This is a genomic window from Desulfocurvus vexinensis DSM 17965 (assembly GCF_000519125.1).
In the GTDB taxonomy this organism is placed as follows: Bacteria; Desulfobacterota; Desulfovibrionia; order Desulfovibrionales; family Desulfovibrionaceae; genus Desulfocurvus; species Desulfocurvus vexinensis.
In genome coordinates this window covers 1-24,528 of record NZ_JAEX01000026.1, presented here as the reverse complement: position 1 = coordinate 24,528, position 24,528 = coordinate 1, and the positions used below count along the sequence as shown (strand labels likewise).

The 24,528-nt window shown below is 69.4% G+C and carries 24 protein-coding genes; 15 read left to right on the top strand and 9 right to left on the bottom strand.

Annotated elements, in window-relative coordinates; all coding sequences use genetic code 11:
* Nucleotides 1-375: 375 nt before the first annotated feature.
* Both G495_RS0113180 and G495_RS20565 read right to left on the bottom strand, forming a co-directional pair.
* Complete coding sequence (locus G495_RS0113180) at nt 376-2,769, bottom strand: diguanylate cyclase domain-containing protein (RefSeq protein ID WP_156939710.1); 2,394 nt, start codon at nt 2,767-2,769, stop codon at nt 376-378.
* Nucleotides 2,770-2,869: 100 nt separating this feature from the next.
* Complete coding sequence (locus G495_RS20565; protein ID WP_051445380.1) at nt 2,870-5,032, bottom strand: FecR domain-containing protein; 2,163 nt, start codon at nt 5,030-5,032, stop codon at nt 2,870-2,872.
* A 179-nt stretch (nt 5,033-5,211) separates the two neighbouring features.
* Between G495_RS20565 and G495_RS0113170 the strand changes: the two genes are divergently transcribed.
* The 12 genes from G495_RS0113170 to G495_RS0113115 all read left to right on the top strand — a co-directional run bounded on the left by G495_RS0113170 (nt 5,212) and on the right by G495_RS0113115 (nt 13,477).
* A complete protein-coding gene (locus G495_RS0113170) occupies nt 5,212-5,733 on the top strand; it encodes a nitroreductase family protein (RefSeq protein WP_028588191.1) in 522 nt (173 codons plus the stop codon).
* A 3-nt stretch (nt 5,734-5,736) separates the two neighbouring features.
* Entirely contained in the window at nt 5,737-6,360 is a 624-nt protein-coding gene (locus G495_RS0113165) for an MBL fold metallo-hydrolase (RefSeq protein ID WP_028588190.1), read from the top strand.
* 69 nt (nt 6,361-6,429) lie between these two features.
* Nucleotides 6,430-6,633 carry a hypothetical protein gene (locus G495_RS0113160; RefSeq protein ID WP_084458259.1) on the top strand — a complete coding sequence of 68 codons (204 nt, stop codon included), beginning with the start codon at nt 6,430-6,432 and terminating at the stop codon, nt 6,631-6,633.
* Nucleotides 6,626-7,234 (top strand): NAD(P)H-dependent oxidoreductase, encoded by a 609-nt coding sequence (locus G495_RS0113155; RefSeq protein ID WP_028588188.1) that lies wholly within the window; start codon nt 6,626-6,628, stop codon nt 7,232-7,234. The genes G495_RS0113160 and G495_RS0113155 overlap by 8 nt, the downstream gene beginning before the upstream one ends.
* A gap of 8 nt (nt 7,235-7,242) precedes the next feature.
* Nucleotides 7,243-8,013 carry a ComFC family protein gene (locus tag G495_RS19155; RefSeq protein ID WP_245588434.1) on the top strand — a complete coding sequence of 257 codons (771 nt, stop codon included), beginning with the start codon at nt 7,243-7,245 and terminating at the stop codon, nt 8,011-8,013.
* Nucleotides 8,014-8,113: 100 nt separating this feature from the next.
* Nucleotides 8,114-8,425, top strand: a complete 312-nt coding sequence (gene rplU, locus G495_RS0113145) for a 50S ribosomal protein L21 (RefSeq protein WP_028588187.1) — start codon at nt 8,114-8,116, stop codon at nt 8,423-8,425.
* A gap of 18 nt (nt 8,426-8,443) precedes the next feature.
* Nucleotides 8,444-8,707: a 50S ribosomal protein L27 gene (gene rpmA, locus G495_RS0113140; RefSeq protein WP_028588186.1), complete on the top strand. Its 264-nt coding sequence runs from the start codon at nt 8,444-8,446 to the stop codon at nt 8,705-8,707.
* 73 nt (nt 8,708-8,780) lie between these two features.
* On the top strand, nt 8,781-9,800 hold the full coding sequence (obgE, locus tag G495_RS19150; RefSeq protein WP_035252203.1) for a GTPase ObgE: 1,020 nt from the start codon (nt 8,781-8,783) through the stop codon (nt 9,798-9,800).
* 45 nt (nt 9,801-9,845) lie between these two features.
* The gene (proB, locus tag G495_RS0113130) at nt 9,846-10,982 is read left to right on the top strand and encodes a glutamate 5-kinase (RefSeq protein WP_028588185.1); all 1,137 of its coding nucleotides are present in this window, start codon (nt 9,846-9,848) and stop codon (nt 10,980-10,982) included.
* A gap of 67 nt (nt 10,983-11,049) precedes the next feature.
* A complete protein-coding gene (locus tag G495_RS0113125; protein WP_028588184.1) occupies nt 11,050-11,901 on the top strand; it encodes a YitT family protein in 852 nt (283 codons plus the stop codon).
* Complete coding sequence (locus G495_RS0113120) at nt 11,901-12,722, top strand: SAM hydrolase/SAM-dependent halogenase family protein (RefSeq protein WP_028588183.1); 822 nt, start codon at nt 11,901-11,903, stop codon at nt 12,720-12,722. The genes G495_RS0113125 and G495_RS0113120 overlap by 1 nt, the downstream gene beginning before the upstream one ends.
* Nucleotides 12,719-13,477, top strand: coding sequence for an adenosylcobinamide-GDP ribazoletransferase (locus G495_RS0113115; RefSeq protein WP_028588182.1), 759 nt, complete (start codon nt 12,719-12,721; stop codon nt 13,475-13,477). The genes G495_RS0113120 and G495_RS0113115 overlap by 4 nt, the downstream gene beginning before the upstream one ends.
* Here G495_RS0113115 and G495_RS21270 read toward each other — a convergent pair.
* The 7 genes from G495_RS21270 to G495_RS19140 all read right to left on the bottom strand — a co-directional run bounded on the left by G495_RS21270 (nt 13,434) and on the right by G495_RS19140 (nt 19,839).
* Complete coding sequence (locus G495_RS21270; protein ID WP_084458257.1) at nt 13,434-13,802, bottom strand: 4Fe-4S dicluster domain-containing protein; 369 nt, start codon at nt 13,800-13,802, stop codon at nt 13,434-13,436. The genes G495_RS0113115 and G495_RS21270 overlap by 44 nt on opposite strands.
* A gap of 235 nt (nt 13,803-14,037) precedes the next feature.
* Nucleotides 14,038-14,511 carry a transposase gene (locus G495_RS19145; RefSeq protein WP_211234146.1) on the bottom strand — a complete coding sequence of 158 codons (474 nt, stop codon included), beginning with the start codon at nt 14,509-14,511 and terminating at the stop codon, nt 14,038-14,040.
* A 119-nt stretch (nt 14,512-14,630) separates the two neighbouring features.
* Complete coding sequence (locus G495_RS21820) at nt 14,631-15,029, bottom strand: hypothetical protein (RefSeq protein ID WP_156939708.1); 399 nt, start codon at nt 15,027-15,029, stop codon at nt 14,631-14,633.
* A 494-nt stretch (nt 15,030-15,523) separates the two neighbouring features.
* Nucleotides 15,524-15,907, bottom strand: a complete 384-nt coding sequence (locus G495_RS0113100; RefSeq protein ID WP_169734392.1) for a TolC family protein — start codon at nt 15,905-15,907, stop codon at nt 15,524-15,526.
* Between the two features lie 271 nt (nt 15,908-16,178).
* A complete protein-coding gene (glmS, locus tag G495_RS0113095; protein ID WP_028588179.1) occupies nt 16,179-18,002 on the bottom strand; it encodes a glutamine--fructose-6-phosphate transaminase (isomerizing) in 1,824 nt (607 codons plus the stop codon).
* Nucleotides 18,003-18,071: 69 nt separating this feature from the next.
* A complete protein-coding gene (locus G495_RS0113090; protein WP_028588178.1) occupies nt 18,072-18,683 on the bottom strand; it encodes an XTP/dITP diphosphatase in 612 nt (203 codons plus the stop codon).
* Between the two features lie 64 nt (nt 18,684-18,747).
* A complete protein-coding gene (locus G495_RS19140) occupies nt 18,748-19,839 on the bottom strand; it encodes a two-component system sensor histidine kinase NtrB (protein ID WP_169734391.1) in 1,092 nt (363 codons plus the stop codon).
* Nucleotides 19,840-20,015: 176 nt separating this feature from the next.
* On the opposite strand from G495_RS19140, the gene rimO reads away from it, so the two are divergent.
* From rimO to sppA, 3 genes are all read left to right on the top strand, one after another.
* Nucleotides 20,016-21,317 (top strand): 30S ribosomal protein S12 methylthiotransferase RimO, encoded by a 1,302-nt coding sequence (rimO, locus tag G495_RS0113080; protein ID WP_028588177.1) that lies wholly within the window; start codon nt 20,016-20,018, stop codon nt 21,315-21,317.
* 258 nt (nt 21,318-21,575) lie between these two features.
* Nucleotides 21,576-23,321, top strand: coding sequence for a 30S ribosomal protein S1 (locus tag G495_RS0113075; protein ID WP_028588176.1), 1,746 nt, complete (start codon nt 21,576-21,578; stop codon nt 23,319-23,321).
* Nucleotides 23,305-24,213 (top strand): signal peptide peptidase SppA, encoded by a 909-nt coding sequence (sppA, locus tag G495_RS0113070; RefSeq protein WP_028588175.1) that lies wholly within the window; start codon nt 23,305-23,307, stop codon nt 24,211-24,213. The genes G495_RS0113075 and sppA overlap by 17 nt, the downstream gene beginning before the upstream one ends.
* Nucleotides 24,214-24,528: the final 315 nt, after the last annotated feature.

The following is a 24,528-nucleotide window of genomic DNA, read 5'->3' as shown; positions in this document are numbered from 1 at the left end:
CCTCCCCTTCCCCGGACCCCATCCCCTCCCACCCACCGGAAAGGCGCTCTCGGGGGGGCAAAGAGATATTGCAGCTGCCCTAAGAACAACCGGGCCGGGCGCTGCGGCGTCTGCGGAAAGAGGCACACCACCCCCAGCCCCGCAAACAACCGGGCCGGATTCCCGTGTGGGAATCCGGCCCGGTTGTTTGCGTCTGCCGGGTGCGCTCCCTTTCCTGCGCCCCTGCCCCCGCCCCGGGAGTGCGCGGCGCTTCGCCGCGCACTCCCGGGGCGGCGTGTGGGGTCGAGGGGGCCTTGCCCCCTCGCAGGGGGTGCAGGGGGGCGGCGCCCCCCTGCCGGGGTCCGGGGCAGCGCCCCGGCGCGGCGCCCCGGCGGCCTACGCCTGCTGCTGCTCGGCGCGGGCCAGGGTGGTGGCGGCTTCCTGGTGCTTGCCCTGGGCGGTGAGGGCGCGGGCGAGTTCGGCCCAGAAGCGGGGCTGGCCGGGCGCCAGGGCGGCGCTTTGGCGGGCCAGGGCTTCGGCGACCTCGGGGTCTTCGCCGCCGTCGAGGTAGAGGCGGGCCATGAGGTGCAGGGCCAGGGCGTCCATGGGGTCGTGGATCAGGGCCTGGTGCAGGTGTTCGCGGGCCTGTTCGGCGTCGTTCTGGGCCAGGGCCAGCCGGGCGAGGTAACGGTGGGTCAGGCCGTGGCCGCCCGGGGTGCCCTGGGCGCGCAGGAAGTAGCGGCGGGCGTCGGCGAAGCGGCGGGCGGCCTGGGCCAGCTCGCCCAGGCGCACCAGGGCGAAGGTGTGGGCCTTGTCCACGGCGAGGCAGGCGCGGTAGGCCTCGCGGGCCTGGGCGGCCTTGCCGGTGCGCTGGCAGGCGTAGCCGTAGTTGTACAGGGCGAAGATGTCCTTGGGGTTGCGGGCCAGCACGGTCTTGAACTGGCGTTTGGCTCCGGCGAGGTCGCCGGTGCGGGCCAGGGCCACGCCCAGGGAGTTGCGCGCGGTGGTGTTGGCGCGGTCCGCCAGCAGGGCGAGCTTGTATTCCTCGATGGCGTCGAAGAGGCGGCCCTGGGCGAAGAGCTTGTCGGCGTGGATGGTCAGGGCCAGGGAATCGCAGCGGCCCAGGTGCGGGGCGGGCAGCAGCAGGGCGTATTCCAGGGCCTTGGCGGCGTTGTCCAGGGTATCGGCGCGCGAGAAGGACAGCCAGGGGTACTGGGCCAGGCCGATGGCGGGCGCGGGGGTGCCGGAGCGGCCCAGCCGGGCCAGGAGCGTGTCGCACAGGCGGGCGGCCTGGCGGGCGGGGGTGCCGGGCAGCAGCCAGACCAGCCCGCCCAGGCTGTGGCGCCCGCCGGTGGCGCCGGGGCCGAAGGTGGCGGCGCAGGCGCGAGCCAGGTCGTTCAGGGCGGTTTCGGTGTGCCTGGGGTCGGCGTCGTCGGGCAGGCGCATCAGGGCCAGGGTGAAGGTGCGCTGGGCGTCGCGGGCCCCGGCCCAGTGTTCGAGGAAATCGCGGTAGCGCAGCAGCCCAGTGAGGGCGTCGCGGTGCTGCCCCGGGGCGCCGGGGGCCTGGGGGGCGGCTTCGTGGATGCGCGTCAGGCGGTCGCCGGGGGCCAGGGGCTGCCCGGGGTCGGCCTGGGTCATGATTTCGGCCACGCAGTGGCTGCGGCGCACTTCGAGCAGGGCGATTTCGCCCTTGGGGGCGGCGTGGGCGCCGGGGCTGGCCTCGCCGGGCCAGACCAGGAAGCGCTGGCCCTCGCGGGCGCCCACGGCGGAGCCCAGGTCCACGGTCAGGCGGCCCAGGGGCAACACGGCCTGGACCTGCCCGCCCTCGTCGAGAATCTGGGGGTAGCCCACGGCGCGCTCCGGGGCGGTGCGCGCGGCCACGGCGGCGGCGCGCAGGGCCTTGCGCAGCAGGGTGGCGGCCTGCTCCTGGGCAGCCAGACGCAGGGCGTTGCCGTTCATGTCCTGCGGGTAGGCGGCGTGGCCGACGCTGACGCCGGGGTGGACGCGCTGGTCGAGCACGGGGTCAGTAACCTGGAGTTCGGCCATGGCCCGGGCCAGGATGTCGGCCAGGTCGCGGCAGGCCGACGGGGTGGCCCCGGGCAGGCACAGGGCCAGGGTGTCGTCGCCCGCGCGGGCGGCCAGGGCCTGCTCGGGGGCCAGGGCGGCCAGGGTCCGGGCGGCCTCGGCCAGGGCCTTGGCGGCCAGGGCCGGGCCGTAGGCCTCCTGGCAGTGCTCCAGGCCGTGCAGGCGCACGGCCACCAGCCCGAAGCAGGCGGCGAAGCCCGGGGTGCCGTTGCCCAGGCTCCGGTCCGACCCGGGGTGCAGGCAGTCGCCCACCTGGCCGATGGCCCGGGCCATGGCCCGCAGCAGCAGTTCGCGGGTGGCCAGGCCGGTGTCCGGGTCGGTGACGGCGTTCTTGTAGAGCAGGATTTTTTCCAGGCTCATGCGCGCCATGGTCGCCAGATGCGGCAGAGTGGCCTTGGGCGCGCGCACGCGGGCCTCGCGGGCCACGAAGACGCCCAGAAGCCGCCCGCGCAGGACCAGGGGCAGCAGCACGCGGCGCTCGCCGGGCACCACGGCGGCGCGCCCGGCGGCCACCTCGGCCATGGGGCCGTCGGCCATGTCGTCCAGGGTCTTGGGGAAATACAGGCTGTAGGACTTGTGGGGCAGGAAGGCGGCGATCTCGTCACGCAGCAGGTGCTCGTAGGTAATGAGGTCGCGCCGGTCCAGGCCCGGGCCGTCGTCCGGGAGCAGGCTGGGGTGGGCTTTCATGGGCAGCGTATACTCCATGAGCGGGGGCCGGGACAAGGGGCCCGGGCGGGCCCCGGCGCGGCGGGGCCCCGCGCGCCGAGGTGGCGTGCGGGGCCCGGGCGCCCTGGCGGGCCGGGGGTCAGAAGACCGGGGGCCCGTCGGAGATGACGATGTCGGCGTGGGTCATCTCGCCCGTGCTGGTGATGGAGCCAATGAGGGTTTCGCCGCCCGTGGTCGCTCCGTTGCTGTCGTAGTAGAGGTCGTAGCTGTAGGTGCCGCCGCCCGAGGCGGTCTGCACGGCGACGAAGATGGGGTCGCCGGTGCTCAGGGCCGCGCCGTCGCCGGTGTAGGTCGAGCCGACGATGACGGCGAACTTGTCCGAGGCCAGGGGGGCCGACACGGCCCCGAAGCCGAAGGCGACCTTGTCGAACCAGAGGCTGTCCGCCCCGGCCACGAAGTCCGCGACGATCTCGCCGCTGCCGCCGTGGTCGGGGTCGCCCCAGTAGAAGGTATCGCTGCCGTCGCCGCCCACGAGGCTGTCCAGGCCCGACCCGCCGATGAGCACGTCGGGGCCGTCGCCGCCGATGAGGGTGTCGTTGCCGCCCATGCCCATCAGGGAGTCCATGCCTCCCCCGCCCGAGAGGATGTTGCCCCCCGCGTTGCCGGTGAGGATGTCCATGTGGTCGGAGCCGATGACGTTCTCGATGCCGGAGATGCTGTCGTCCTGGGCGTGGCCGCCGATGAGGGTCGCTGTCCCGGCGCCGTTGGGCAGGGTCACGGTTACGCCCGCGTCGCTCTCGGCGTAGGAGATGGTGTCGTTGCCGGGGCCGCCGTAGATCGTGTCCGCCCCGGGGCCGCCGGTGATGAGGTCATCGCCGTCGCCGCCCACAAGGTAGTCGTTGCCGTCGCCGCCGTAGAGCACGTCGTCGCCGTTGTCGCCGTAGAGGGTGTCGCTGCCCTCGTCGCCGTAGATGGTGTCGTTGCCACCGTTGCCAGAGATGACATCGTTGCCAGCCTTGCCCCGCAGGAGGTTGGCGAAGGCGTCGCCGTTGAGGCTGTCGTTGAAGGCGCTACCGTAGAGGTTCTCGATGTTGGTGACGGTGGTGTTGCCGAAGGTTCCGTTCAGGTCGTAGCTGGAGATGGAGGTGGGGCTGTCCTCGAAGGATACGGTATCGTTGCCCATGCCGCCATCGATGAAATTGTCCCCGGTGCCGCCGTTGAGGAAGTCGTCGCCCTGCAGGCCGTAGAGGGAGTCGTTGCCCGGGCCGCCGTAGAGGAAGTCGTCGCCGGGGCCGCCGTAGATGGTGTCGTTGCCGCCCAGGCCGTAGATGGTCACGCTCCCTGTGCCCGTGTACTCGAGGAAGTCGTCGCCCTCGGTGCCGATGGTGCCGCCGTGGTGGCCGGAATCGTCTCCTTCGCCGCCATCGGGAGCGGCGCCCTGGTTGCCGGTCTGGTTGTTGCGGGTGTCGTCGCCGCTGCCCTGGCCCCGGGGCCCGGAGCCGGGCAGGGTCGGGGTGGAAAAGACGAGCGTGGCGCCGATCAGGGTGTCCTGGCCCGAGGGTGGCCCCTGGCCGAAGGGATCGCCCGCATCGGGGTCGAAGGGGTCGTCCGGGCCCGGCTCCTCCCCGCCCTGGTCCTGGCCGTCGCCGTCCTGCTGGCCGTCGCCCTGGCCGTCGCCGTCGTCGTCGTCGCCGCCCTGGCCGTCGCCGTCGTCCTGGCCCAGACCGAGGATGACCGACAGGGGCGCCAGGGTCTGGAAGAGCTGAAGCTCCTCGGCGGTGTAGGGGCGGGGCTCGCCCAGGGTGCCGTCGGGGCCCACGTCCACCACCAAGCCCTGGTTGGTCAAAAACACGGTGCCCTGGGCGGTGGTGATCACCAGGTCCAGGCCGTCGTACTGGAAGATGCCGTAGCGTTCGGAGCCGTCCTCGCCAACCTGGAAGTCCGCGCCGGTGCCGCGGATGCCGATGGTGGCCAGGGGCGAGGAGATGCCGATGCCGTCGGGGTTGTCCTTGGCGATGGTGCCGGTGACCATGCGGAAGGTGCCCTTGGACAGGCTCATGAGCATGGACGAGGCCGAGGGCTGGGCCGGGTCGAAGACGTATTCGTCCAGCGTCAGGCTGGCAGCGGGACCCTGGGCCAGCACGGTGTCGTCGGCGAAGCGGACCTCGAAGCTGCTGCCCTCGCCGGTGGAGAGCACGTCGCCGGGGAAGACGGGGCTGCCCACGGCCAGATCGCGCACGCCGTCCTGCCCCTGGGCCGTTGCCGTGCCGCGCAGGGCGACAATCTCACCAATGCTGTCCATGACGGGGAACCTCGCGGGTGGAGAAGGAGGATGAGTTGCAATATCTTTATTGAATATTAACAAGCGGGCAACACGGGCGCAACCCCTTTCGGCGCGGGGTGGTCCGGGCGCCCTGGCGGCTGGACATGGAGCCCGATTCCGGTAATCTGGGCCGCACACGCCACACAGGAGCACCCCCCATGCGCGACCACGACAACCCGGTGCTGGCGGCCATCCTCGGGCGCCGCTCCATCCGCCGCTTCACCGCCGAGCCCGTGTCCACCCAGGACATGCGCACCATCCTCGACGCCGGGCGCTGGGCGCCCAGCGGGCTGAACAACCAGCCCTGGCGCTTCCTGGTCATCTGGCCGGACGACCCGCGCCGCCAGGCCCTGGAGGGCTGCACCAAGTACGCGCATATCGTGCGCGGGGCCGGGGCCCTGGTGGCCGTGTTCCTGGACCGCGAGGCCATGTACAGCGAACTCAAGGACCACCAGACCGCCGGGGCAGCCATCCAGAACATGCTTCTGGCGGCCCACGCCCTGGGCCTGGGCGGGGTCTGGCTGGGCGAGATCGTCAACCAGGCGCCCGAGGTGCTCCAGGTGCTGGGCCTGGACGCGGGCACCTACGCCTTCATGGCCCTGCTGGCCCTGGGGCACCCCGACCAGAAGGGCTCGTCCTCGCGCAGGCCCCTGGCAGACCTGCTTGTGGAGGAATTCTAGCCGATGCATATCCAGACCTTCACCCTGGGGCCGCTGGGCACCAACGGTTTTCTGGCCTCCAGCGGGGAACGCGCCGTGTTCGTGGACCCCGGGGGCGACCCTGGGCCGGTGCTGGCCGCCCTGGGCGCCGGGCGGCTGACCCTGGAAGCCATCCTGATCACCCACCTGCACTGCGACCACATCTACGGCTGCGCGGCCCTGGCCCGGGCCACGGGCGCGCCGGTGCTGGCCGGGCAGGGCGACGCCTTCCTGCTGGACACGGAGCTTGGCGGCGGCGGGTTCATGGGCCTGCCGCTGGTGGAGTCCTTCGAATTCGCCCCGCTGGCCCCGGGCCCGGCGCAGTTCATGGGCCTGCCCTGCACGGTGCTGGCCACCCCCGGGCACAGCCCGGGCAGCCTGTCCTTCCACTTCCCGGACCAGGGGCTGGTTTTCGTGGGCGATGTGCTCTTTCGCCGCTCCATCGGGCGCACGGACTTTCCCGGCGGCGACACGGACGTGTTGCTGACGGCGGTGCGTGAGCGGCTGTTCACCCTGCCCCCGGCCACGGTGGTCCACAGCGGCCACGGCCCGGCGACCACCGTGGGCGACGAGATGGCCCACAACCCGTTCTTCAATGGCGCGTTCTAGGCGCGCCCGGAGGTGAGCATGGACGAGCCGGTGCGGCTGGACCTGCGCGGCAGGTGCTGAGGCGTGGGCATGGAGGTGGGGTGGTATCTCCGCCTGTCCCGCGCGCCCCGCGTGGAGGCGCTGGTGGACGCCCCGGCCCTGCCCGCCCTGGAGGACCAGCGGGCCATGAACCCTTCGTGGTCCATGGACGTGGACGAGGCCGGGGGCGGGGGGCTGCGCGTGGTCTTCACCCGTGAGGCACGTGGGGGCAGGCAGGAGGCGGGCCATGACTGACGGCCACGGCGGCGCGCCGCTGGTGCTGGCCCTGTCGCCGCGCGCCGGGGGCAACAGCGACGCGGCGGCGGCGCTGTTCGCCCGGGGGGCGGCCCTGGCCCTGGGCGCCCCGGTGCCCGTGACGCCGCTGCGCGACTTTTCCGTGCGGCCCTGCACCGCGTGCCACGCCTGCGCCGGGGGCGGCCCCTGCCCGCAGGACGCGGGCGACGACGCCGGGCGGCTGCTGGCGGCCCTGGCCGCCGCGCCCGCCGTGTTCCTGGCCGCGCCCATCTATTTCTACCACCTGCCCGCCCAGGCCAAGGCCCTGGTGGACCGCTCCCAGACCTGGTACGAGCGCGCCCGGGCCGGGGCGCCCGAGGTCGCGGCCCTGGCCCCGCGCCCCGCGTACTGCTGCCTGGTGGCCGGGCGGCCCGTGGGCGAGCGGCTCTTCGAGGGCGCGCTGCTGACCCTCAAGTATTTCCTGGCCAGCTTCCGCCTGGAGCTGCGCGACCCGCTGACCCTGCGCGGGGTGGATGCCCCGGGCGACCTGGCCGCCGACGCCGGGGCCTGCGCGGCCCTGGAGGCCCTGGGGCGCCGGGCCGTTCTGGGCGGCCGGGGCTGAGGCCCGTGGTGCGTCTGGCCGAGACCCTGGCTGCCCTGGGCGACCTGCTGGGGCGGCGCTGCCACGGCTGCGGCGCCGTGGCCCGGGGGCGCGGGCGCGGCGAACTGCCGCCCCTGTGCGCGGACTGCGCCCGGGAGCTGGCCCCCTGGTCCGGCCCGGCCTGCCCGGGCTGCGGGACGATGTTTCCGGGCGCCACGGGCGGGGCCGGGCACCTGTGCGCCGCCTGCCGCCTGGAGCCCCGGCCCTGGGAGCGGCTGCTCTTCCATGGGCCCTACCAGGGGCTGCTGCGCCGCCTGGTGCTGGACTACAAATTCCATGGCCGCCTGGGCGCGCAGCGCCTGCTGTGCGGCCTGGCCCGCGAGGCCTGGCTGCGCGGGGGCGCGCCGGGGGCGGGGGGCGGCCCGGGCGCCCTGGCCCCGCCCGACGTGGTCGTGCCCGTGCCGCTGCACCGCCGCCGCCTGCTGCACCGGGGCTTCAACCAGAGCCTGGAGCTGGCGCGCGGGGTCGGGCGGCTGCTGGGGCGGCCCGTGCCCCTGGCCGCGCTGGAGCGCGTGCGCCATACCGTGCCGCAGATGACCCTCGCCGCGGCCCGGCGGCGCGACAACGTGCGCGGGGCCTTCGCCGCCGACCCCGGGGCCCTGGCCGGGCGCCGGGTGCTGCTGGTGGACGACGTGATGACCACCGGGGGCACCCTGGAGGAATGCGCGGGGGCGCTGCTGCGTGCGGGGGCCGCCGGGGTCGTGGTGCTCGTTCTGGCGCGCACTCCGGCGGGCCGCTGAACCCCGCCCGGGGCCGGATCGACCTTTTCGCGTCGAAAGGCTTGACTTCCCCCCGCGAAGTCAAGTACAAGCCCTTTCTCTTTCTTTGGAGGTATTTTTCATGTACGCGATCATCGAGACGGGCGGCAAACAGTTCCGGGTCGAGGAAGGCCGCACCATCAAGGTTCAGAAACTTCAGGCCGAGGCCGGCTCTGAGGTGGTCATGGATAAGGTTCTGCTGGTCGGCCAGGGTGCCGGCGTGACCGTTGGCCAGCCCTACGTGGCCTCGGCCAAGGTCGCCTGCGAGGTGGTGGAGCATGGCCGCGACAAGAAGATCGTGGTCTTCCACAAGCGCCGCCGCAAGGACAGCATGAAGAAGCAGGGCCACCGGCAGGATTACACCGCCATCAAGATCAAATCCATCACGGCCTAGGCGCCGGGGGAGGCAGATATGGCTCACAAAAAAGCAGGCGGAAGCTCCAGGAACGGGCGCGACAGCGCCGGACAACGCCGTGGCGTCAAGCGCTTCGGCGGCCAGGAAGTGCTGGCTGGCAACATCCTCGTGCGCCAGCTGGGCACCAAGTTCCACCCCGGCGTCAACGTCGGCCTGGGCAAGGACTACACGCTCTTCGCCCTGGTGGACGGCACCGTGAAGTTCGAGAAGTTCACCCGCAAGAAGCAGGTCCGCACCCGCGTGAGCGTGGTTCCCGCGTAGGCGCAGGCACGAAAAATCCAGCGGGGCGGATCGCGCGGCGAGCGCTGTCCGCCCCTTTTTCTTTGGAGTCGCAATGCGTTTCGTGGACGAAGCCACCATCACCGTGCGCTCGGGGCACGGCGGGCAAGGATGCGTGTCCTTCCGCCGCGAGGCCCACGTGCCCAAGGGCGGGCCCGACGGCGGCAACGGCGGCAAGGGCGGCGACGTGGTCTTTCGCGCCTCGGACAAGCTGCTGACCCTGTACGACTTCCGCCTCAAGCGCGTGTACGAGGCCCGCAACGGCCAGCCCGGCATGGGCCGCCAGCGCCACGGCAAGAACGCCGAGGACCTGGTCATCGACGTGCCCGTGGGCACCCTGCTCTACCGCCTGGACGAGGACGGCGAGACCCTGGTGGCCGACCTCACCGAGCCGGGCCGCGAGATGGTGCTGTGCCAGGGCGGGCGCGGCGGCATGGGCAACGAGCACTTCAAGACCTCCACCATGCGCACCCCGCGTTTCGCCCAGCCCGGCGAGGACGGCCAGGAAATGACCCTGCGCCTGGAGCTCAAGGTCATCGCCCACGCGGGCCTTTTGGGCCTGCCCAACGCGGGCAAGTCCACCTTCCTGTCGCGCATCTGCGCCGCGCGGCCCAAGATCGCCGCCTACCCCTTCACCACCCTGGTGCCCAACCTCGGGGTGCTGCTCTCGGACATGGGCGAGCATTTCGTGGTCGCCGACATCCCCGGGCTCATCGAGGGCGCCCACCTGGGCCAGGGCCTGGGGCACCGCTTCCTGCGCCATGTGGAGCGCACCCACTTCCTGGTGCACCTGCTCAGCGCCCAGGAGCTGGACGAGGAGAACCCCTTTGCCGGGTTCGCCCTGCTCAACGACGAGCTGACCCGCTACAGCCCGGAGCTCGGCGTCAAAAGGCAGCTTGAAGTCGTCAACAAGATTGATGTACTAAGCCCCGAACGGCTCGACGAACTGGCCCGCCTGGCCAGGGCCCAGGGCCGCGAGGTGTTCTTCATCTCGGCGCTCACCGGGCAGGGCGTGGACCGTCTGGTGGCCGAAATGTGGCGGCTGTTCCGCGCCGGGCAGGAGCCGGGCGCGTAGTTTTCACCCACCCGCGCCCCGCGCGGCGTCCGACGGAGCCGGGCCATGGACTGGAAGCAGGAACGCGAGCACGCGATACGCGCCGCCCGCCGGGTGGTGGTCAAGGTCGGCAGCGCCGTGCTGACCACGCCCCAGGGCCTGGACCTGCGCGTGGTCAACCGCTTGGCCGACCAGATGGCCGGGCTGCACGACCGGGGCCTGGAGCTGGTGCTGGTGTCCTCGGGGGCCGTGGCCGCCGGGCGCCGCGCCGTGCAGGGCGAGCTCTCCGGCCTGCCCGCGCGCCAGGCAGCCTCCGCCGTGGGCCAGGGGCGGCTCATGCACGCCTACGACGAGGCCTTCGGGCGCTACGGCTGCGTCACGGCCCAGATCCTGCTGACCCTGGACGACCTGCGCAGCCGCAAGCGCTTCCTCAACGCCCTGAACACCTTCCGCACCCTGCTGGACTGGCGCGTGGTGCCCATCGTCAACGAAAACGACACCGTGGCCGTGCAGGAGCTGGAGTTCGGCGACAACGACGCCCTGGGCAGCCTGGTGGTCAACCTCATCGACGCCGACCTGTTCGTGAACCTGACCTCCGCCGGGGGCGTGTTCGACGCCAACCCCGCCGCCAACCCCGCCGCGCGCCAGCTCGACTGCATCGAGGACATCTGCGGCCTGGACCTGGACGCCATGTGCAGCGGCAAGACCGCCGACGGCACCGGGGGCATGTATTCCAAGCTGCTGGCGGCCCGGCGCGTGGCCCAGCTGGGCGTGCCCACGCTGATCCTCTCGGGCCGCGAGTTCTTCGGGTTGCAGCGCGCCTTCGACGGCGAAGCCCTGGGCACCTGGGTCCGCCCGGCGGGCAAGCGCATCTCGCACCGCAAGTTCTGGCTGGCCTACAACAACAAGCCCGCCGGAAGCATCATCGTGGACGCCGGGGCCGCGCGGGCCCTGGCCGAGCAGGGCAAGAGCCTTCTGCCCGCAGGCATCCGCGAGGTGGAGGGCACCTTCGGCGCCGGGGCGTTGGTGCGCATCGTCACCGAGGGCGGCAAGGCCGTGGCCGTGGGGCTGACCAACTACAAGGCCGCCGACCTGCGGCGCATCATGGGCCACAAGAGCGCGGCCATCGCCGAGCTGCTGGGCTCGTGCCCCTACCCCGAGGCCGTGCACCGCGACAACCTGCTGCCAGACGCCGCGCTCTAGCCCCGGCCCGCCGCGCGGGGTTGCCGCGAGGCCCGGTTTCGCTACAATGGCCCCAGGAGGCCCCCCCATGCGCGACTTCTCGCAATCCATCTGGTGGAACGCGGCGTTCATCACCCTGGGCGCGGCGCTGTGCGCCTATAGCATCACCGCCCTGGCCCTGCCCCACGAGTTCGTGTCCGGCGGGGTTTCGGGGCTGGCGCTGCTGGTCTACTACGTCACCGGCGTCCTGAGCCCCGGCGTCTGGATGGCCATCTTGTCCGTGCCGGTGTTCGCCCTGGGCTGGTTTGCCGTAAGCCACCGCTTCTTCTGCTACAGCCTCTACGGCATGGCGGCCATGGTCGTGTTCATGGAGCTGTTCACCACCGCGGCGCCGGTGTCCGACCCCATGCTGGCGGCCCTGGCCTCGGGTGCGGTGTCCGGCGCGGGCACGGGCATCGCCCTGCGCACCCTGGGCTCCCTGGGCGGGCTGGACATCATCGCCGTGGCCCTGAACCAGCGCTTCAGCCTGCGCATGGGCTCGGTGACCTTCGTCTTCAACGGCCTGCTCTTCTTGGGGGCCATGCTCTTCCTCGACGTGGACCGCGCCCTGTACTCCGTGGCCATGGTCTTCGTCTCGGCTCAGGCCATGGAATACTTCCTGGGCATGTTCAACCAGCGCAAGTTCGCCATCATCATCTCCGACAAGAGCGACGAGGTGGCCGACGCGGTGATGCACCACCTGAAGCGCGGCGCCACCATCCTGCACGGGCGCGGCGCCTTCACCGGCAAGCGCAAGAAGGTGCTGCTCACGGCGGTGAACAACATCCAGGTCAAGCGCCTGGAAGAGGCCGTCTACGCCGTGGACCCCGAGGCCTTCACCATCATCGGCTCGGCCCTGAACGTGCTGGGGCACCGCTTCTCGCGGCGCAAGGTCTACTGATGCCCGGCCCCGTCGCCCTGCTTACGGACTTTGGCACCGCCGACCCCTACGCGGGCCAGCTGCGCGGCACCCTGGCCGCCCTGGCCCCCGGCGCGTCCGTCATCGACCTGAGCCACGGCGTGGAGCCCTTCAACGTCGCCCAGGGCGCCTTTTTCCTGGCCGCCAGCCTGGAGCACTTCCCGGCGGGCACCGTGTTCCTGGCGGTGGTCGATCCCGGGGTGGGCGGGCCGCGACGCCTTGTGGCCCTGGCCGCCGCCGGGCGCACCGTCCTTGCGCCGGACAACGGCCTGGCCGCCCTGGTGCTGGCGCGCCACCCGGGCGCCCGGGCCTTCGACCTCTCGGAGCACGCTCGGGGCGCCGCCTCCTGGACCTTCCACGGCCGCGACGTGCTGGCGCCCCTGGCCGCGCGCCTGGCCCGGGGCGAGGCCCCGCAGGCCCTGGGCCCGGCCCTGGACGTCACGGCCCTGGTCCGCCCGCGCTGGGCCGCCCCGGCCCGCGAGGCCACCCCGGAGGGCGTGCGCATCCTGGCCGCCGTGATCCACGTGGACCGCTTCGGCAACTGCGTGCTGAACCTCGACGCGCCCGCCTGGGGCCCGGGGCTGCGGGCCGCAGCGGCCCTCACCGCCCAGGCCGCGGGCGGCCCGGCCCTGCCCGCGCGCACCGTGCGCGCCTACGCCGAGCTGGCCCCCGGCGAGCTCGGGCTGCTGGCGGGCAGCCAGGGCTACCTGGAGCTGGCCTGCAACCAGGCCCCGGCCTCGCGGGCCCTGGGCGCGCACTGCGCCGCCCCCCTGACCCTGACCCTGCCCGGAGCCCATCCGTGAAGATCGTCACGCCCCTGGTCGCCGCCCTGTCCTTCCTCTCGCGCCTGGGCCCGGCGCGCATCCACGACGACGCCACCCTGGCCGCCTCGGTCAAATACTTCCCCCTGGCCGGGGCGGTCATCGGCGCCCTGGTCACGGCGCCGTTCTATTTCGGCTTGTTGCGCGGGCACCCCTGGCTCCAGGCCTGGCTGCTGCTGGTGCTCGCGCTGTGGGCCACCCGCGCCCTGCACTGGGACGGCTGGGCCGACGTGTTCGACGCCTGGGGCAGCGGCGCGCGCGACGAGCGCTTCTGGACCGTGATGAAGGACAGCCGCCTGGGCGCCTTCGGCGGCGTGGCGCTGGTCATGGGCCTCGCGGGCCAGCTGCTGCTGCTGCACAACGCCCTGGCCGCCGGGGCCTTCGGGGCCGTGGCCTGGGCCTTCGTGCTGGGCCGGGGCACCTGCGTGGCCACGGCCTACATGGGCCGCGACCTGGCGCGCGGCCAGGGCCTGGGCCGGACCTTCCTGGCGGGCGCCAGCTCCTGGGCCCTGCTGCTGGTGGTGCTCCAGGTCTTCGGCCTGGGCCTGGCCGTGCGCCCCGAGATCGCCCTGGCCCCGGCCCTGGCCGTGGCCTTCCTCGGCGTGGTCGAGCTCTCGGCCCTGGCCCGGCGCATGGGCGGCATGAACGGCGACATCCTCGGCGCCGCCGTCATCTGGGGCGAACTGGCCGGGCTCATGGGCTACACCGCCGTCTCCGGCCTGCCCCCGCTGCCCTAGCCGCCGGGCCGCCGGACGACCCGGGAGCCGCTCTGGAAGATGCGCGGGCGAGGGTGTTCTTGGGCAGGGGCTTCAGGTAGATGATCGACATGGCGCTCTTCTTCCTGTCGATCTCCCGGCCCAGGTCGCGGGCCTTCTGGAGCAGCATCTCCTTTTCCCCGAAGGTGATGGCGTCGGTCATACAGACCTCGGCGCAGACCGGCAGCTCCCCGGCCACCACGCGGTCATGGCACAGGTCGCATTTGTGGGCCTTGCGGCGCACCGCGTCGAACTGGATGACGCCGTACGGGCAGGCCTCGATGCAGGCCCTGGAGCCGGTACACATGTCCGGGTCGATCCTAAGAATTTAAGAATTCCCAGGAATTCCGGGGACAGCTTACTTGATTCACCCCTCTTCCGCCTCTTCTTCTTTGGTCCAGGTTTTCCTGGTCGCAGCCTGCGGCCTAGTGTCTGTTCGAGTTTTTCAATAAAGTCCTGGCGGCCTGTGCGTGAATGGCTGCCCAGTGCCTCCGCAAAGCCTTTTTCGTCCGGCTCCGTGAGAAAGCTTTCCCCGTCCGGCATCATGGACAGCAGAGGAGCCACCTTGACCAAGGCATCATCCCGAGCCGCCAGATGAACGCGGCGCTGCTCCATTCGTATCCGCCCGGAGCCGTGACCATCCCGGCGCTCACGGGATTGCGCTCGATATACCGGGCTGCGGCAAGGAGGTGACTTTCATCCATCACAAAAGAACCGAACCACCCCTGCCACAGATGCCCCGTCCAGCCTTTGCGCTTATTGACAAGGCTCGTGTACCTGCGATGCACTTCGCCCACGGCCCGGGCGAGCGATTCCTCCCGCTCGGGAACGGCGACGAGGTGCACATGATTCGTCATCAAACAATACTCCCAAATCTCAAGCCCAAACTTGCAGCACCACTCCGCCATCAGGTCCAGATACAGCCGGTAGTCGTTTTCCCGGAAAAAAGTCGGAAGCCGCCGGTTTCCCCGCTGCGTCACATGATGCGGCCGCCCAACCGCAACTACTCGTGCCATCCTTGCCATCGATCGCCTACATCCCCAAGGCGCAATGCCTGTTATTTAAGTAAGCTGTCCCCGGAATTCACGCCAGGGGCGGCAGTGTCAGGTGAATACTATCTCTGTACACATATTCTTCACCCCCATCTCGGTTTCAGTTTATATTCAGCCATAACTTTAATAATATTTTTAATATCCCCATCTACCACATCATCAGCCATGTCACGTAAACCTAATAATACTGATTCATATTCTTCAATAGCCATATGCTCATCTATTTTGTTACACGTTCCTGTCTCTACTTGAATACTCAGCATAAAACCTTTCAATATAGAAATACAGGCCATACTATTCATAGTTTTTTTTCCTTTTCTGACCGAGTCCTCAACAATTGCATTACCCACAAAATTCAAAAGCTCATCTCGGCATCTTGAAGGCTTCCCCTGAATGAACGAATACATTTTAAATGCATAAAACGTCATATTTTTCATATATATTTCATATAATTCTTTTGGTATTTCTTTTTTTCCGCGCATAGAGGCAAAACACTATTGTGCAGTAATAAAAATATCATTCTTACAGTGATCACTAGATTGCATATTATTCGATGCACTAGTTCCAACATTAGAACTCAAGCGGCCCGTTTTGATATACTCATAAAAATAAATTTTCAGCCACCCAGGACAATTAAAATTATCAGTCGAACCTGTTTCACCCACAAAATAAAGCCAATCCCTAAAAGATAACACAAAGCGATTATTTATTTTGCCACTTTGCCCCTGTGGAATGATTATATTTATTGTAATATATGACGCCATATTATGTGTAAATGGAATCTGTTTTATAGAGAATATTTTTACATTGATTCATAAATGCCATTGCGCACAATGTGAAAATCGTGAAGATAACAAATCTTTTTAATAACCAGCGCACACTTATTTCAAGATCAATTTTATTAAAATACATATTTGCCTTCCATCAACAGTGTAACCCATCAAATTCAAATTCCCAAATTCCGGGGACAGCTTACTTAAATCCCCCGCTTTCCGCGCACGCCGAAATCCCACAACGTGAGTTGCGCCGTGACGTAATGACTCACCTGGGCCTGGGAGTTGCTCGAATAGACGACGTCACCCACGGAATTCACCGCAGCCGCGCCCTGAGTCAGATCCTTGTACTGCTCGGCGTAGGACCGCAGCTCGACCGTCGGAACGTAATCATACGCCCGCTCGTTGACCGCCTCGCGTTTCGCGGCAACGTCGTACTTCGCAATCGCAAGATCTGGGGAATGTTCGACAGCCCTGGCCAGAACATCGTCGAACGTGAGCGACACCGCCCAGGAACAGGGCGGGAGGAGGAAATGCGCGAACAACACAGCCAGGAAGACGAACCGCAAGAGTATCACCGCTTCCACGTTCAGATGGAATGGGACACGGGTGGCAACCCACCACGCGCCTCGCCCTTTCGCAGGCCACTCTCGGATCGGAACCTTCCCGGCAGAAAGTCCACCACCTTTCGGCTAACAAATACTAATCCCAAAAGCAATATACAATCCCATTGCGTTGCGGCTGCCACAGCCCGCCCCACCCCACGCACAAAGGCCCCCGGCAGCACTGCTGCCGGGGGCCTTTGTGTGGTTTGTGGTCTGCTTCGGGCCGACACCTGCGCCCGTTCCCGCCCGCGCCCTATTCCACGGTCACGCTCTTGGCCAGATTGCGGGGCTGGTCCACGTCCTTGCCCAGGTAGTCGGCCATTTCGTAGGCGAACAGTTGCAGGCAGGGCAGGGCCAGGAAGGCGTTGAGCGGGCCCCAGACCTCGGGGATGATCCAGGGGTCGTCCACAGTCAGGTCCAGGCCCGGGTGGGTCAGGGCCACGATGCGCCCGTCGCGCGCCTGGACCTCCTCCAGGTTGGACTTCACCTTGGGGAACAGCGGGTCGCGCAGGGCCAGGGCGAAGGTCGGGAAGTCCGGCTCGATGAGGGCGATGGGCCCGTGCTTCATCTCGCCCGAGGCGTAGCCCTCGGCGTGGATGTAGGAGATTTCCTTGAGTTTCAGGGCGCCCTCCAGGGCCAGGGGGAAGCTCTGGCCGCGCCCCAGGTACATGAAGCTGCGCACGCTGGCGTACTTGCGCGCCAGCTCGCAGGCCCGCTCGCGCATGCGCGGCAGCTCGGCCTCGATGACCTGCGGCAGCCCGTGCACGCCCGTCAGGGCCCGGGCGGCGACCTCGGCGGGCAGCGTGCCCTTGGCCGCGCCCCAGTGCAGCGCCAGCAGGTAGAGCACCGTGAGCTGGCTGCACATGGCCTTGGTGGAGGCCACGCTGATCTCCGGCCCGGCCTGGGTGTAGACCACGCGCTCGGCCTCGCGCGAGACCGTGGAGCCCACCACGTTGCACAGCCCGAGCACCCGCGCGCCCAGCTCGCGCGCCCGGCGCATGCCCGCCAGGGTGTCGGCGGTCTCGCCCGACTGGCTCACGGCCAGGACCACGTCGTCGCCGTCCAACAGCAGGTCGCGGTAGCGGAACTCCGAGGCGATCTCCACGCGCACGGGGATGCGCGCCCAGGACTCGATGAGACTCGCGCCCCACAGGCCCGCATGGTACGAGGTGCCGCAGGCCACGATGGTCAGCCGCCGGGGCGGCTCCAGGCCGTCCAGCTCGGGCAGGCGCACCCGCCCGGCGCGCAGGTCCACCCGCCCGGCCAGGCAGTCGGCCACCACGCGGGGCTGCTCGAAAATCTCCTTGAGCATGAAGTGCTTGTAGCCGCCCTTCTGGGCCGACTGCACGTCCCAGGTGATGTGGTGCAGGGGCTTGTCCACGGGCTCCAGGGTCGCCGCGTCGAACACCTGCCAGGAGTTGGCGTCCATGCGCACCAGCTCGCCGTCCTCCAGGAAGGCCACCTCGCGGGTGTAGGGCAGAAAGGCCGGGATGTCCGAGGCCACGAAGTTCTCGCCCAGGCCCTGGCCGAAGACCAGCGGGCTGGACTTGCGCGCGGCGTAGACCACCCCGGGCTCGTCGGGGCTGACCAGCGCCACGGCGTAGGCGCCCTCCACCCGGGCAAAGGCCCAGGACATGGCCCGCAGGATGCTCCCGGTCTCCTTCAGGCCCTCGGCGATGAGGTTCACCAGCACCTCGGTGTCCGTCTCCGAGGAAAAGGTGTAGCCCTGGGCCAGAAGCTCGTTCTTGCGCTCCTGGTAGTTCTCGATGATGCCGTTGTGGATCAGCGCCAGGCGGCCCGAATTGTCCTTGTGCGGGTGGGCGTTGCGCTCCACAGGCACGCCGTGGGTCGCCCAGCGGGTGTGCCCGATGCCCGAGGTGGCCATGGTCACGTCGCGGCCGTTGATCTTCTTTTCCAGCTCGCCCAGCTTGCCCTCGGCGCGCAGCAGGCGCAGGGCGCCGGCCTCGACGTAGGCCACGCCCGCGGAGTCGTAGCCGCGGTATTCCAGGCGGCGCAGGCCTTCTATGAGCAGGGGCACGGCAGGCCTGTGGCCCGCGTAGCCGATGATTCCACACATGGTGCCGACCTCTCGGGTTCGGGTGGGTGTCAGGTCCGGGAAAGCCCTGCAATAGCGCAAGAGCCGGGGCTACTCAAGGCCCGCCCCGGCCAGGAAATCCGGCCAGCCCGCCAGCAGGGCGCGCAGGGCGCGGCCCCGGTGGCTCACGGCGTTCTTCTCCTCGCGGGTCAGCTGCGCGGCGTGGCGCCCGGTGGCGGCGTCGATGAACAGCGGGTCGTAGCCGAAGCCGCCCTCGCCCGCCGGGGCCGTGGCCACGCGGCCCTCCCAGGCGCCGTGGGCCGCCAGCTCGTGGCCGCCGGGCGTGCGCGCCAGCATCACGCAACGGAAGCGGCAGGCCCGGCCAGCCGCAGGCACATCCGCCAGGGCGGCCAGGAGTTTGGCGTTGTTGGCCGCGTCGTCGGCGCCGGGGCCCGCGTAGCGCGCGGAGTAGACCCCCGGCGCGCCGCCCAGGGCGTCCACCTCCAGCCCGGAGTCGTCGGCCACGGCCACCAGCCCCGTGGCCTCGGCCACGGCGCGGGCCTTCTTGCGCGCGTTCTCCTCGAAGGTTGCGCCGTCCTCCTCCACCTCGCCCACCTCGGGGAAGGCGTCCAGCCCGACCACGTCCAGCCCGTACTGCGCCAGCATGGCGCCCAGCTCGGCGATCTTGCCCTTGTTCCTCGTTGCCAGAACCACAGTGCCCACGGGGCCTCCTTGCGCCTTGGGGTGAAACGGGGGGCGGCGGCACAGGGCCGCCGCAGGGGGACTTCTACGCGGGGCGGACGGTCTCGTCCAGGGGGCCGCTGTCCACGGCCAGGGCCGGGGGCAGCAGCAGGGTGACCACCGTGCCGTGGCCGAGCTTGCTTTCCAGCTCCACGCTGCCCCCGGCCTCCTCCACGATCTTGCGGATCATGGCCAGGCCCAGGCCGGAGCCGGTGTCCTTGGTGCTGAAGAAGGGGTTGAAGATCTTGTCCTTGATGGCGTCGGGGATGCCCGTGCCCTGGTCGCGCACCTGCACCAGGACCATGGCCCCGCTCATGGCCGTGCGCACGGTGATGGTGCCGCCGCGCCCGGCCATGGCCTCCATGGAGTTCTTGAGCATGTTGACCAGGCACTGCTTGAGCAGCTCGGCCACGCCCTTGGCCCGGGCCAGGTCGGGCGCCAGGTCCGTGACCAGCCGGATGCCCTCGGGCTCGCAGCCGATGGTCATGAGCTGCACCGTCTCGCCGACCACGAGGTTCACGTCCACGGCCTCGGCGCGGGTGTCCGAGGGCCGGGCGTAGTTGAGGATGCTGCGCAGGATGGCGTCCAGCCGCCGCGATTCCTCCATGATGATGGCCACCTTCTGGCGGACCTCGTCGGCCAGGTCGGTGCGGCGCAGCAGCGCCTGGGCGAACCCGCCGATGGCGAACAGCGGGTTCCTGATCTCGTGGGCGATGTAGGTGGACAGCTCGCCGATGGCGGCCATTTTCTGGGCCTGTTGCAGGCGCTGCTCGGTGAAGGTGCGCGCGGTGATGTCGCGGCGCATCTCCACCACGTGGGTGGTGCGCCCGGCCTCGTCGTTGAGCGGATAGGTATAGACGCGCACGAACTGCACGCGCCCGTCGGGCCCGACCTGGGAATGCACGGCCTCGGCCTTGCGCCCGGTGACCAGGGTCTCCTGGTAGGGGCAACGCCCGCGCGGCCTGCGGCAGAAGTCGCCGCCCTCCAGCTCGCTGCAATGCCGCCCGACCACCTCGGCCTTGGCCCGGCCCAGGCGGGCGTACATGGTGCGGTTCACGTCCACCACGCGCCCGTCGCGGTCCAAAAGCAGGATGTCCTCCTCCAGGCCGTCCACCACGGCGGCCAGGAAGGTGCTCATATCGACCGGGCCAGGCAGGACGCCGCCCGGGGGCGGACCTTCGGCCATGGCTCCCCCCGCCCCGCGCCTGCGGGGCTTTTCCATGGGATACTCCCCTTGCGCCGCGCATTCAAGTGATATACGCCCTGGCTGCCCGCCGGGTCGCCCCGGCCACTTTTTCATGATAAGGACGTTTCATGCAGCGCATCAAGGTCCATTCCGTCAGCCTGGGCTGCCCCAAGAACCGCGTGGACACCGAGGGCCTGCTGGCCTGCCTCGGCCCGGGGCTTGTCCCCTGCGACGACCCCGCCGGGGCCGACGTGGTGCTGGTCAACACCTGCGGCTTCATCGCCCCGGCGGTGGAGGAGTCGGTGGACACCATCCTCGACCTGGCCCAGGCCATCGAAGGCGCCGAGCCCAGGCCGCTGCTGGCCGTGGTCGGCTGCCTGGTGGCCCGCTACGGCGCCGAGCTGGCCCGCGAGATCCCCGAGGTGGACCTGTGGCTGCCCACGCGCGAGCTGCACCGCTGGCCCGCGCTCATGACCGCCGCCCTGGGCCGCGAGTTGCCCGCGCCCGAGCCCCCGGGCCGCGTGCTCTCCACCGGCCCGGCCTACGCCTACGTCAAGGTGGCCGAGGGCTGCGACCACCGCTGCTCCTTCTGCACCATCCCGGGCATCCGCGGCCCCCTGGCCAGCCGCCCGCTGGAGGCCATCCGCGACGAGGCCGCGGCCCTGCTGGGCGCAGGCGTGCGCGAGCTGGTGCTCGTGGCCCAGGACCTCACGGCCTGGGGCCGCGACCTGGGCGACCCCCGGGGGCTGGCCGCCGTGCTCGAAGCCCTGTTGCCCCTGCCGGGGCTTGCCCGGCTGCGGCCCATGTACCTCTACCCCGGCGGGCTGACCCCCGAACTGCTGGACTTCATGCGCCTGGCCGGGCCGCCGCTGGTGCCCTATTTCGACATCCCCCTGCAGCACGCCCACCCGGAGATCCTGAAAAGCATGGGCCGCCCCTTCGCGCGCGACCCGCGGCTGGTGGTGGAGCGCGTGCGCGAGCGCTTCCCCGACGCCGCCCTGCGCACCAGCCTCATCGTCGGCTACCCCGGGGAGACCGAGGCCCATTTCCGGGCGCTCATGGACTTCGCGGCCCAGGCCCGCTTCCACCACCTGGGCGTGTTCGGCTATTGCGACGAGGAGGGCACCCGGGCCCACGGCCTGCCCGGCAAGGTGCCGGACGCGGTCATCGCCGAACGCCGCGAGGCGCTCATGGCCCAGCAGGCGCGCATCAGCGCCGACATCCTGGCGGGGTACGAGGACACCGAACAGCTGGTGCTGGTGGACCGCGCCCACGAGGAATGGCCCGGGCTGCACGTGGGCCGTTGCTGGTTCCAGGCGCCGGAGGCCGACGGGGTGACCTACATCAGCGGCGAGGGCGTGGCCCCGGGGGCGCTGGTGCGCGCGCGCATCCACGAGGCCCAGACCTACGATCTGGTGGCCCTGGCCTGAGGGCGCGCGGCTGCCGTCCCTGGCGGCCGGGGCCGTGCGCTTTCGGCGCCGGGGTGAAGTGCATTCCCTGCCGCCCCGGGCGCCCGGGGCCGCGCCGCCCCCAAAGGCCCGCGCATTCCCTGCGAAACGCTGGGGAATTGGCGTCCCCGTGGTGCCGTGAAGCCGCGTGAATTCCCGCTTGCGCCGAAAATCAGGGCTTGCATACCCGGCCCCGGTCTGGTAGGTGGGGCGGACTATCGTTGTGGAGGTTTATGGAGTATGGTTGAAACTGTTGAGGAAACCCCTATGTCCATGGACGACATCTGTTTCGAGAAGGCTCTCGAAGACTACCTGCCCATCGCCGATTGCGGCGAACTGGGTGAGGGCAGCATCGTCCAGGGTGAAGTCGTCCGCATTGGCGACACCCATGTTCTTGTGGATGTGAACTTCAAGTCCGAAGGGCAGATCCCTGTGGACGAGTTCCGCGACGCCGAAGGCACCATCACCGTGGGCGTCGGCGAGCGCGTGGATGTGTACGTCGTTCGCAAGAACGAGGCCGACGGCACCATCGTGCTCTCGCGCGAACGCGCCAAGCGGATGAAGCTGTTCGACGACATCGAGAAGATCCAGGAAGGCGACGACGTCATCAAGGGTCGCATCGTGCGCCGCATCAAGGGCGGCTACACGGTGGACCTGGGCGGCGTCGAGGCGTTCCTGCCCGGCTCGCACGTTGATCTGCGCCCCGTGCCCGACATGGACGCGCTGGTGGACCAGGAATACGAATTCCGCATCCTGAAGATCAACCGCCGCCGCTCCAACGTCATCGTCTCGCGCCGCGTGCTCCTCGAAGAGGACCGCGCCAAGAAGCGCTCGGAGCTGCTCTCCACCCTGGAAGAGAGCCAGACCGTCACCGGCAAGGTCAAGAACATCACCGAGTACGGTGTGTTCGTGGACCTGGGCGGGCTGGACGGCCTGCTGCACATCACCGACATGTCCTGGAAGCGCATCAAGCATCCCAAGGAAATGGTGCAGCTGGGCGACGAACTCAATCTCAAAGTCCTGAACTTCGACAAGGACAGCCAGAAGGTCTCCCTGGGCCTCAAGCAGCTCGTTCCCGACCCGTGGCAGGACATCGAAAAGAAATACCCCGAAGGCAGCAAGTTCAGCGGCAAGATCACCAATCTGGTGGACTACGGCGCCTTCGTGGAGCTGGAAGAGGGCGTCGAGGGTTTGGTGCACATCTCCGAGATGTCCTGGACCCGCAAGCTGCGCCACCCCTCGCAGATGGTTTCCACCGGCGAAGAGGTCGAGGTCATCATCCTCGGCGTGGACCCGGACAAGAAGCGCATCTCCCTGGGCATGAAGCAGGTCAATCCCAACCCGTGGGATCTGGTTGCCGAGAAGTACCCCGAGGGCACCATCCTTGAGGGCACCATCAAGAACATCACCGAGTTCGGCATGTTCATCGGCATTGAGGACGGCATCGACGGCCTGATCCACGTGTCCGACATCTCCTGGACCAAGAAGATCCGCCACCCCAACGAGGTCTTCAAGACCGGGGACACCGTCCAGGCCAAGGTGCTCACCGTGGACAAGGACGCCGAGAAGTTCACCCTGGGCATCAAGCAGCTCTCGGAGGACCCGTGGCTGCAGGTGCCTGCCCGCTACCCCGTGGGCACGGTGGTCAACGGCGTGGTGACCAACATCACCGACTTCGGCCTGTTCGTCGAGGTCGAGGAAGGCATCGAGGGCCTGGTCCACGTCTCCGAGATCTCGCGCAAGAAGATCAAGAGCCCCTCGGAGATGTTCAAGGAAGGCGCCGAGATCCAGGCCAAGGTCATCCACGTCAGCGCCGACGAGCGCCGGCTCGGCCTGTCCATCAAGCAGATGAAGACCGAAGAGGACCGCAAGCCCTCCTCCAAGGAGTTCCGCCCGGCCGCCTCTTCCGGCGAAGCCGCGGGAACCAACCTTGGCGATCTGCTGCGCGCCAACCTGGGCGCCCAAAACAGTGACGACGAAGAGTAGTTTCAGCCAGCGGCATCCACTGCTCTTCGGCCTTATGCTCATCATGGCGGCCATGGCCCTCCTCGCGGGGGGCGTGGCCGCCTTTCGTTACGTCGCGGGCCAGGGCGGCGGCAAGGGCAGCCTGGACAGCGCGGGCGACAAGCTGGGCGTGGTGCGCATCCAGGGCATCATCGACAGTTCCGAACCCGCCACCGAGTGGATCAACGCCCTGCGCGACGACGACTCCGTGCTTGGCGTGCTGGTGCGCGTGAACTGCCCCGGCGGGGCCGTGGCGCCCTCGCAGGAGATCCACGCCGCCCTGCGCAGGCTGGCCGAGGCCAAGCCCGTGGTGGTGTCCATGGCCTCGGTGGCCGCCTCGGGCGGCTACTACGTGTCCGCCCCGGCCCACGTCATTGTGGCCAACCCCTCGACCCTCACCGGCTCCATCGGCGTGATCATGGAGCTGTCCAACCTCGAGGGGCTGTTCGACAAGCTCGGCATCAAGCGCCAGGCGCTGACCAGCGGCAAGCTCAAGGACGCCGGCTCGCCCTTCCGGGCCATGACCAGCGACGACCGCGCCTACCTCTCGACCCTTTTGACCGACATCCACGAGCAGTTCCTGGCCGACGTGGCCAGCGCCCGGGGCATGGAGGTCGATGCGCTGCGCCCCGTGGCCGATGGCCGCGCCCTGACCGGCAACCAGGCCCTGGAAGCCGGGCTGGTGGACCGCCTGGGCGGCTACGACGACGCCCTGGAGGAGCTGCGCGCCATGTGCAACGCCTCCGCCGAGGTGCCCCTGGTCGAACAGCCCGAGGAGAAGCGCCCCCTGCTCCAGCGCATCCTGGGCCAGGTGCACATCACCGTGCACACCGGCCTGGACCCGCAGCAGGACTTGGACATCCGCCTGCGCTGACCGGGGCGCCGCCCCGCCTCTGCCGGGACCACAGCCCCGGCATCGCCCCGCGCCGCCCAGCCGACGGCCCGGCCCCACCAGGGCCGCAGCCTCAAAGGCAGCCGGGCGTCCCGGCCCTGAAGCAGCCACCGCCCCTTCCGGCGCCCCAGGCCCCACACCTGCCCCCTGCCCCGAAGCAGCCACCGCTCTTCCCGGGCGCCCCCCGCAGCTCTCGCACTCCCCATCCCCCCAAAGAAAAAAGGTCTTTTGGAGGAAAGGGGAGGGGGCGCGGGGGAGGGGAAAACCCCCTTTTCTCCTCAAGAAAAGGGGGTTTTC

Coding starts and splice junctions, on each gene's coding strand:
- G495_RS0113180 (WP_156939710.1), bottom strand. CDS start 2,769: ATGGAGTATACGCTGCCCATGAAAGCCCACCCCAGCCTGCTCCCGGAC.
- G495_RS20565 (WP_051445380.1), bottom strand. CDS start 5,032: ATGGACAGCATTGGTGAGATTGTCGCCCTGCGCGGCACGGCAACGGCC.
- G495_RS0113170 (WP_028588191.1), top strand. CDS start 5,212: ATGCGCGACCACGACAACCCGGTGCTGGCGGCCATCCTCGGGCGCCGC.
- G495_RS0113165 (WP_028588190.1), top strand. CDS start 5,737: ATGCATATCCAGACCTTCACCCTGGGGCCGCTGGGCACCAACGGTTTT.
- G495_RS0113160 (WP_084458259.1), top strand. CDS start 6,430: ATGGAGGTGGGGTGGTATCTCCGCCTGTCCCGCGCGCCCCGCGTGGAG.
- G495_RS0113155 (WP_028588188.1), top strand. CDS start 6,626: ATGACTGACGGCCACGGCGGCGCGCCGCTGGTGCTGGCCCTGTCGCCG.
- rplU (WP_028588187.1), top strand. CDS start 8,114: ATGTACGCGATCATCGAGACGGGCGGCAAACAGTTCCGGGTCGAGGAA.
- rpmA (WP_028588186.1), top strand. CDS start 8,444: ATGGCTCACAAAAAAGCAGGCGGAAGCTCCAGGAACGGGCGCGACAGC.
- obgE (WP_035252203.1), top strand. CDS start 8,781: ATGCGTTTCGTGGACGAAGCCACCATCACCGTGCGCTCGGGGCACGGC.
- proB (WP_028588185.1), top strand. CDS start 9,846: ATGGACTGGAAGCAGGAACGCGAGCACGCGATACGCGCCGCCCGCCGG.
- G495_RS0113125 (WP_028588184.1), top strand. CDS start 11,050: ATGCGCGACTTCTCGCAATCCATCTGGTGGAACGCGGCGTTCATCACC.
- G495_RS0113120 (WP_028588183.1), top strand. CDS start 11,901: ATGCCCGGCCCCGTCGCCCTGCTTACGGACTTTGGCACCGCCGACCCC.
- G495_RS21270 (WP_084458257.1), bottom strand. CDS start 13,802: ATGTGTACCGGCTCCAGGGCCTGCATCGAGGCCTGCCCGTACGGCGTC.
- G495_RS19145 (WP_211234146.1), bottom strand. CDS start 14,511: ATGGCACGAGTAGTTGCGGTTGGGCGGCCGCATCATGTGACGCAGCGG.
- G495_RS21820 (WP_156939708.1), bottom strand. CDS start 15,029: ATGCGCGGAAAAAAAGAAATACCAAAAGAATTATATGAAATATATATG.
- glmS (WP_028588179.1), bottom strand. CDS start 18,002: ATGTGTGGAATCATCGGCTACGCGGGCCACAGGCCTGCCGTGCCCCTG.
- G495_RS19140 (WP_169734391.1), bottom strand. CDS start 19,839: ATGAGCACCTTCCTGGCCGCCGTGGTGGACGGCCTGGAGGAGGACATC.
- rimO (WP_028588177.1), top strand. CDS start 20,016: ATGCAGCGCATCAAGGTCCATTCCGTCAGCCTGGGCTGCCCCAAGAAC.
- G495_RS0113075 (WP_028588176.1), top strand. CDS start 21,576: ATGGTTGAAACTGTTGAGGAAACCCCTATGTCCATGGACGACATCTGT.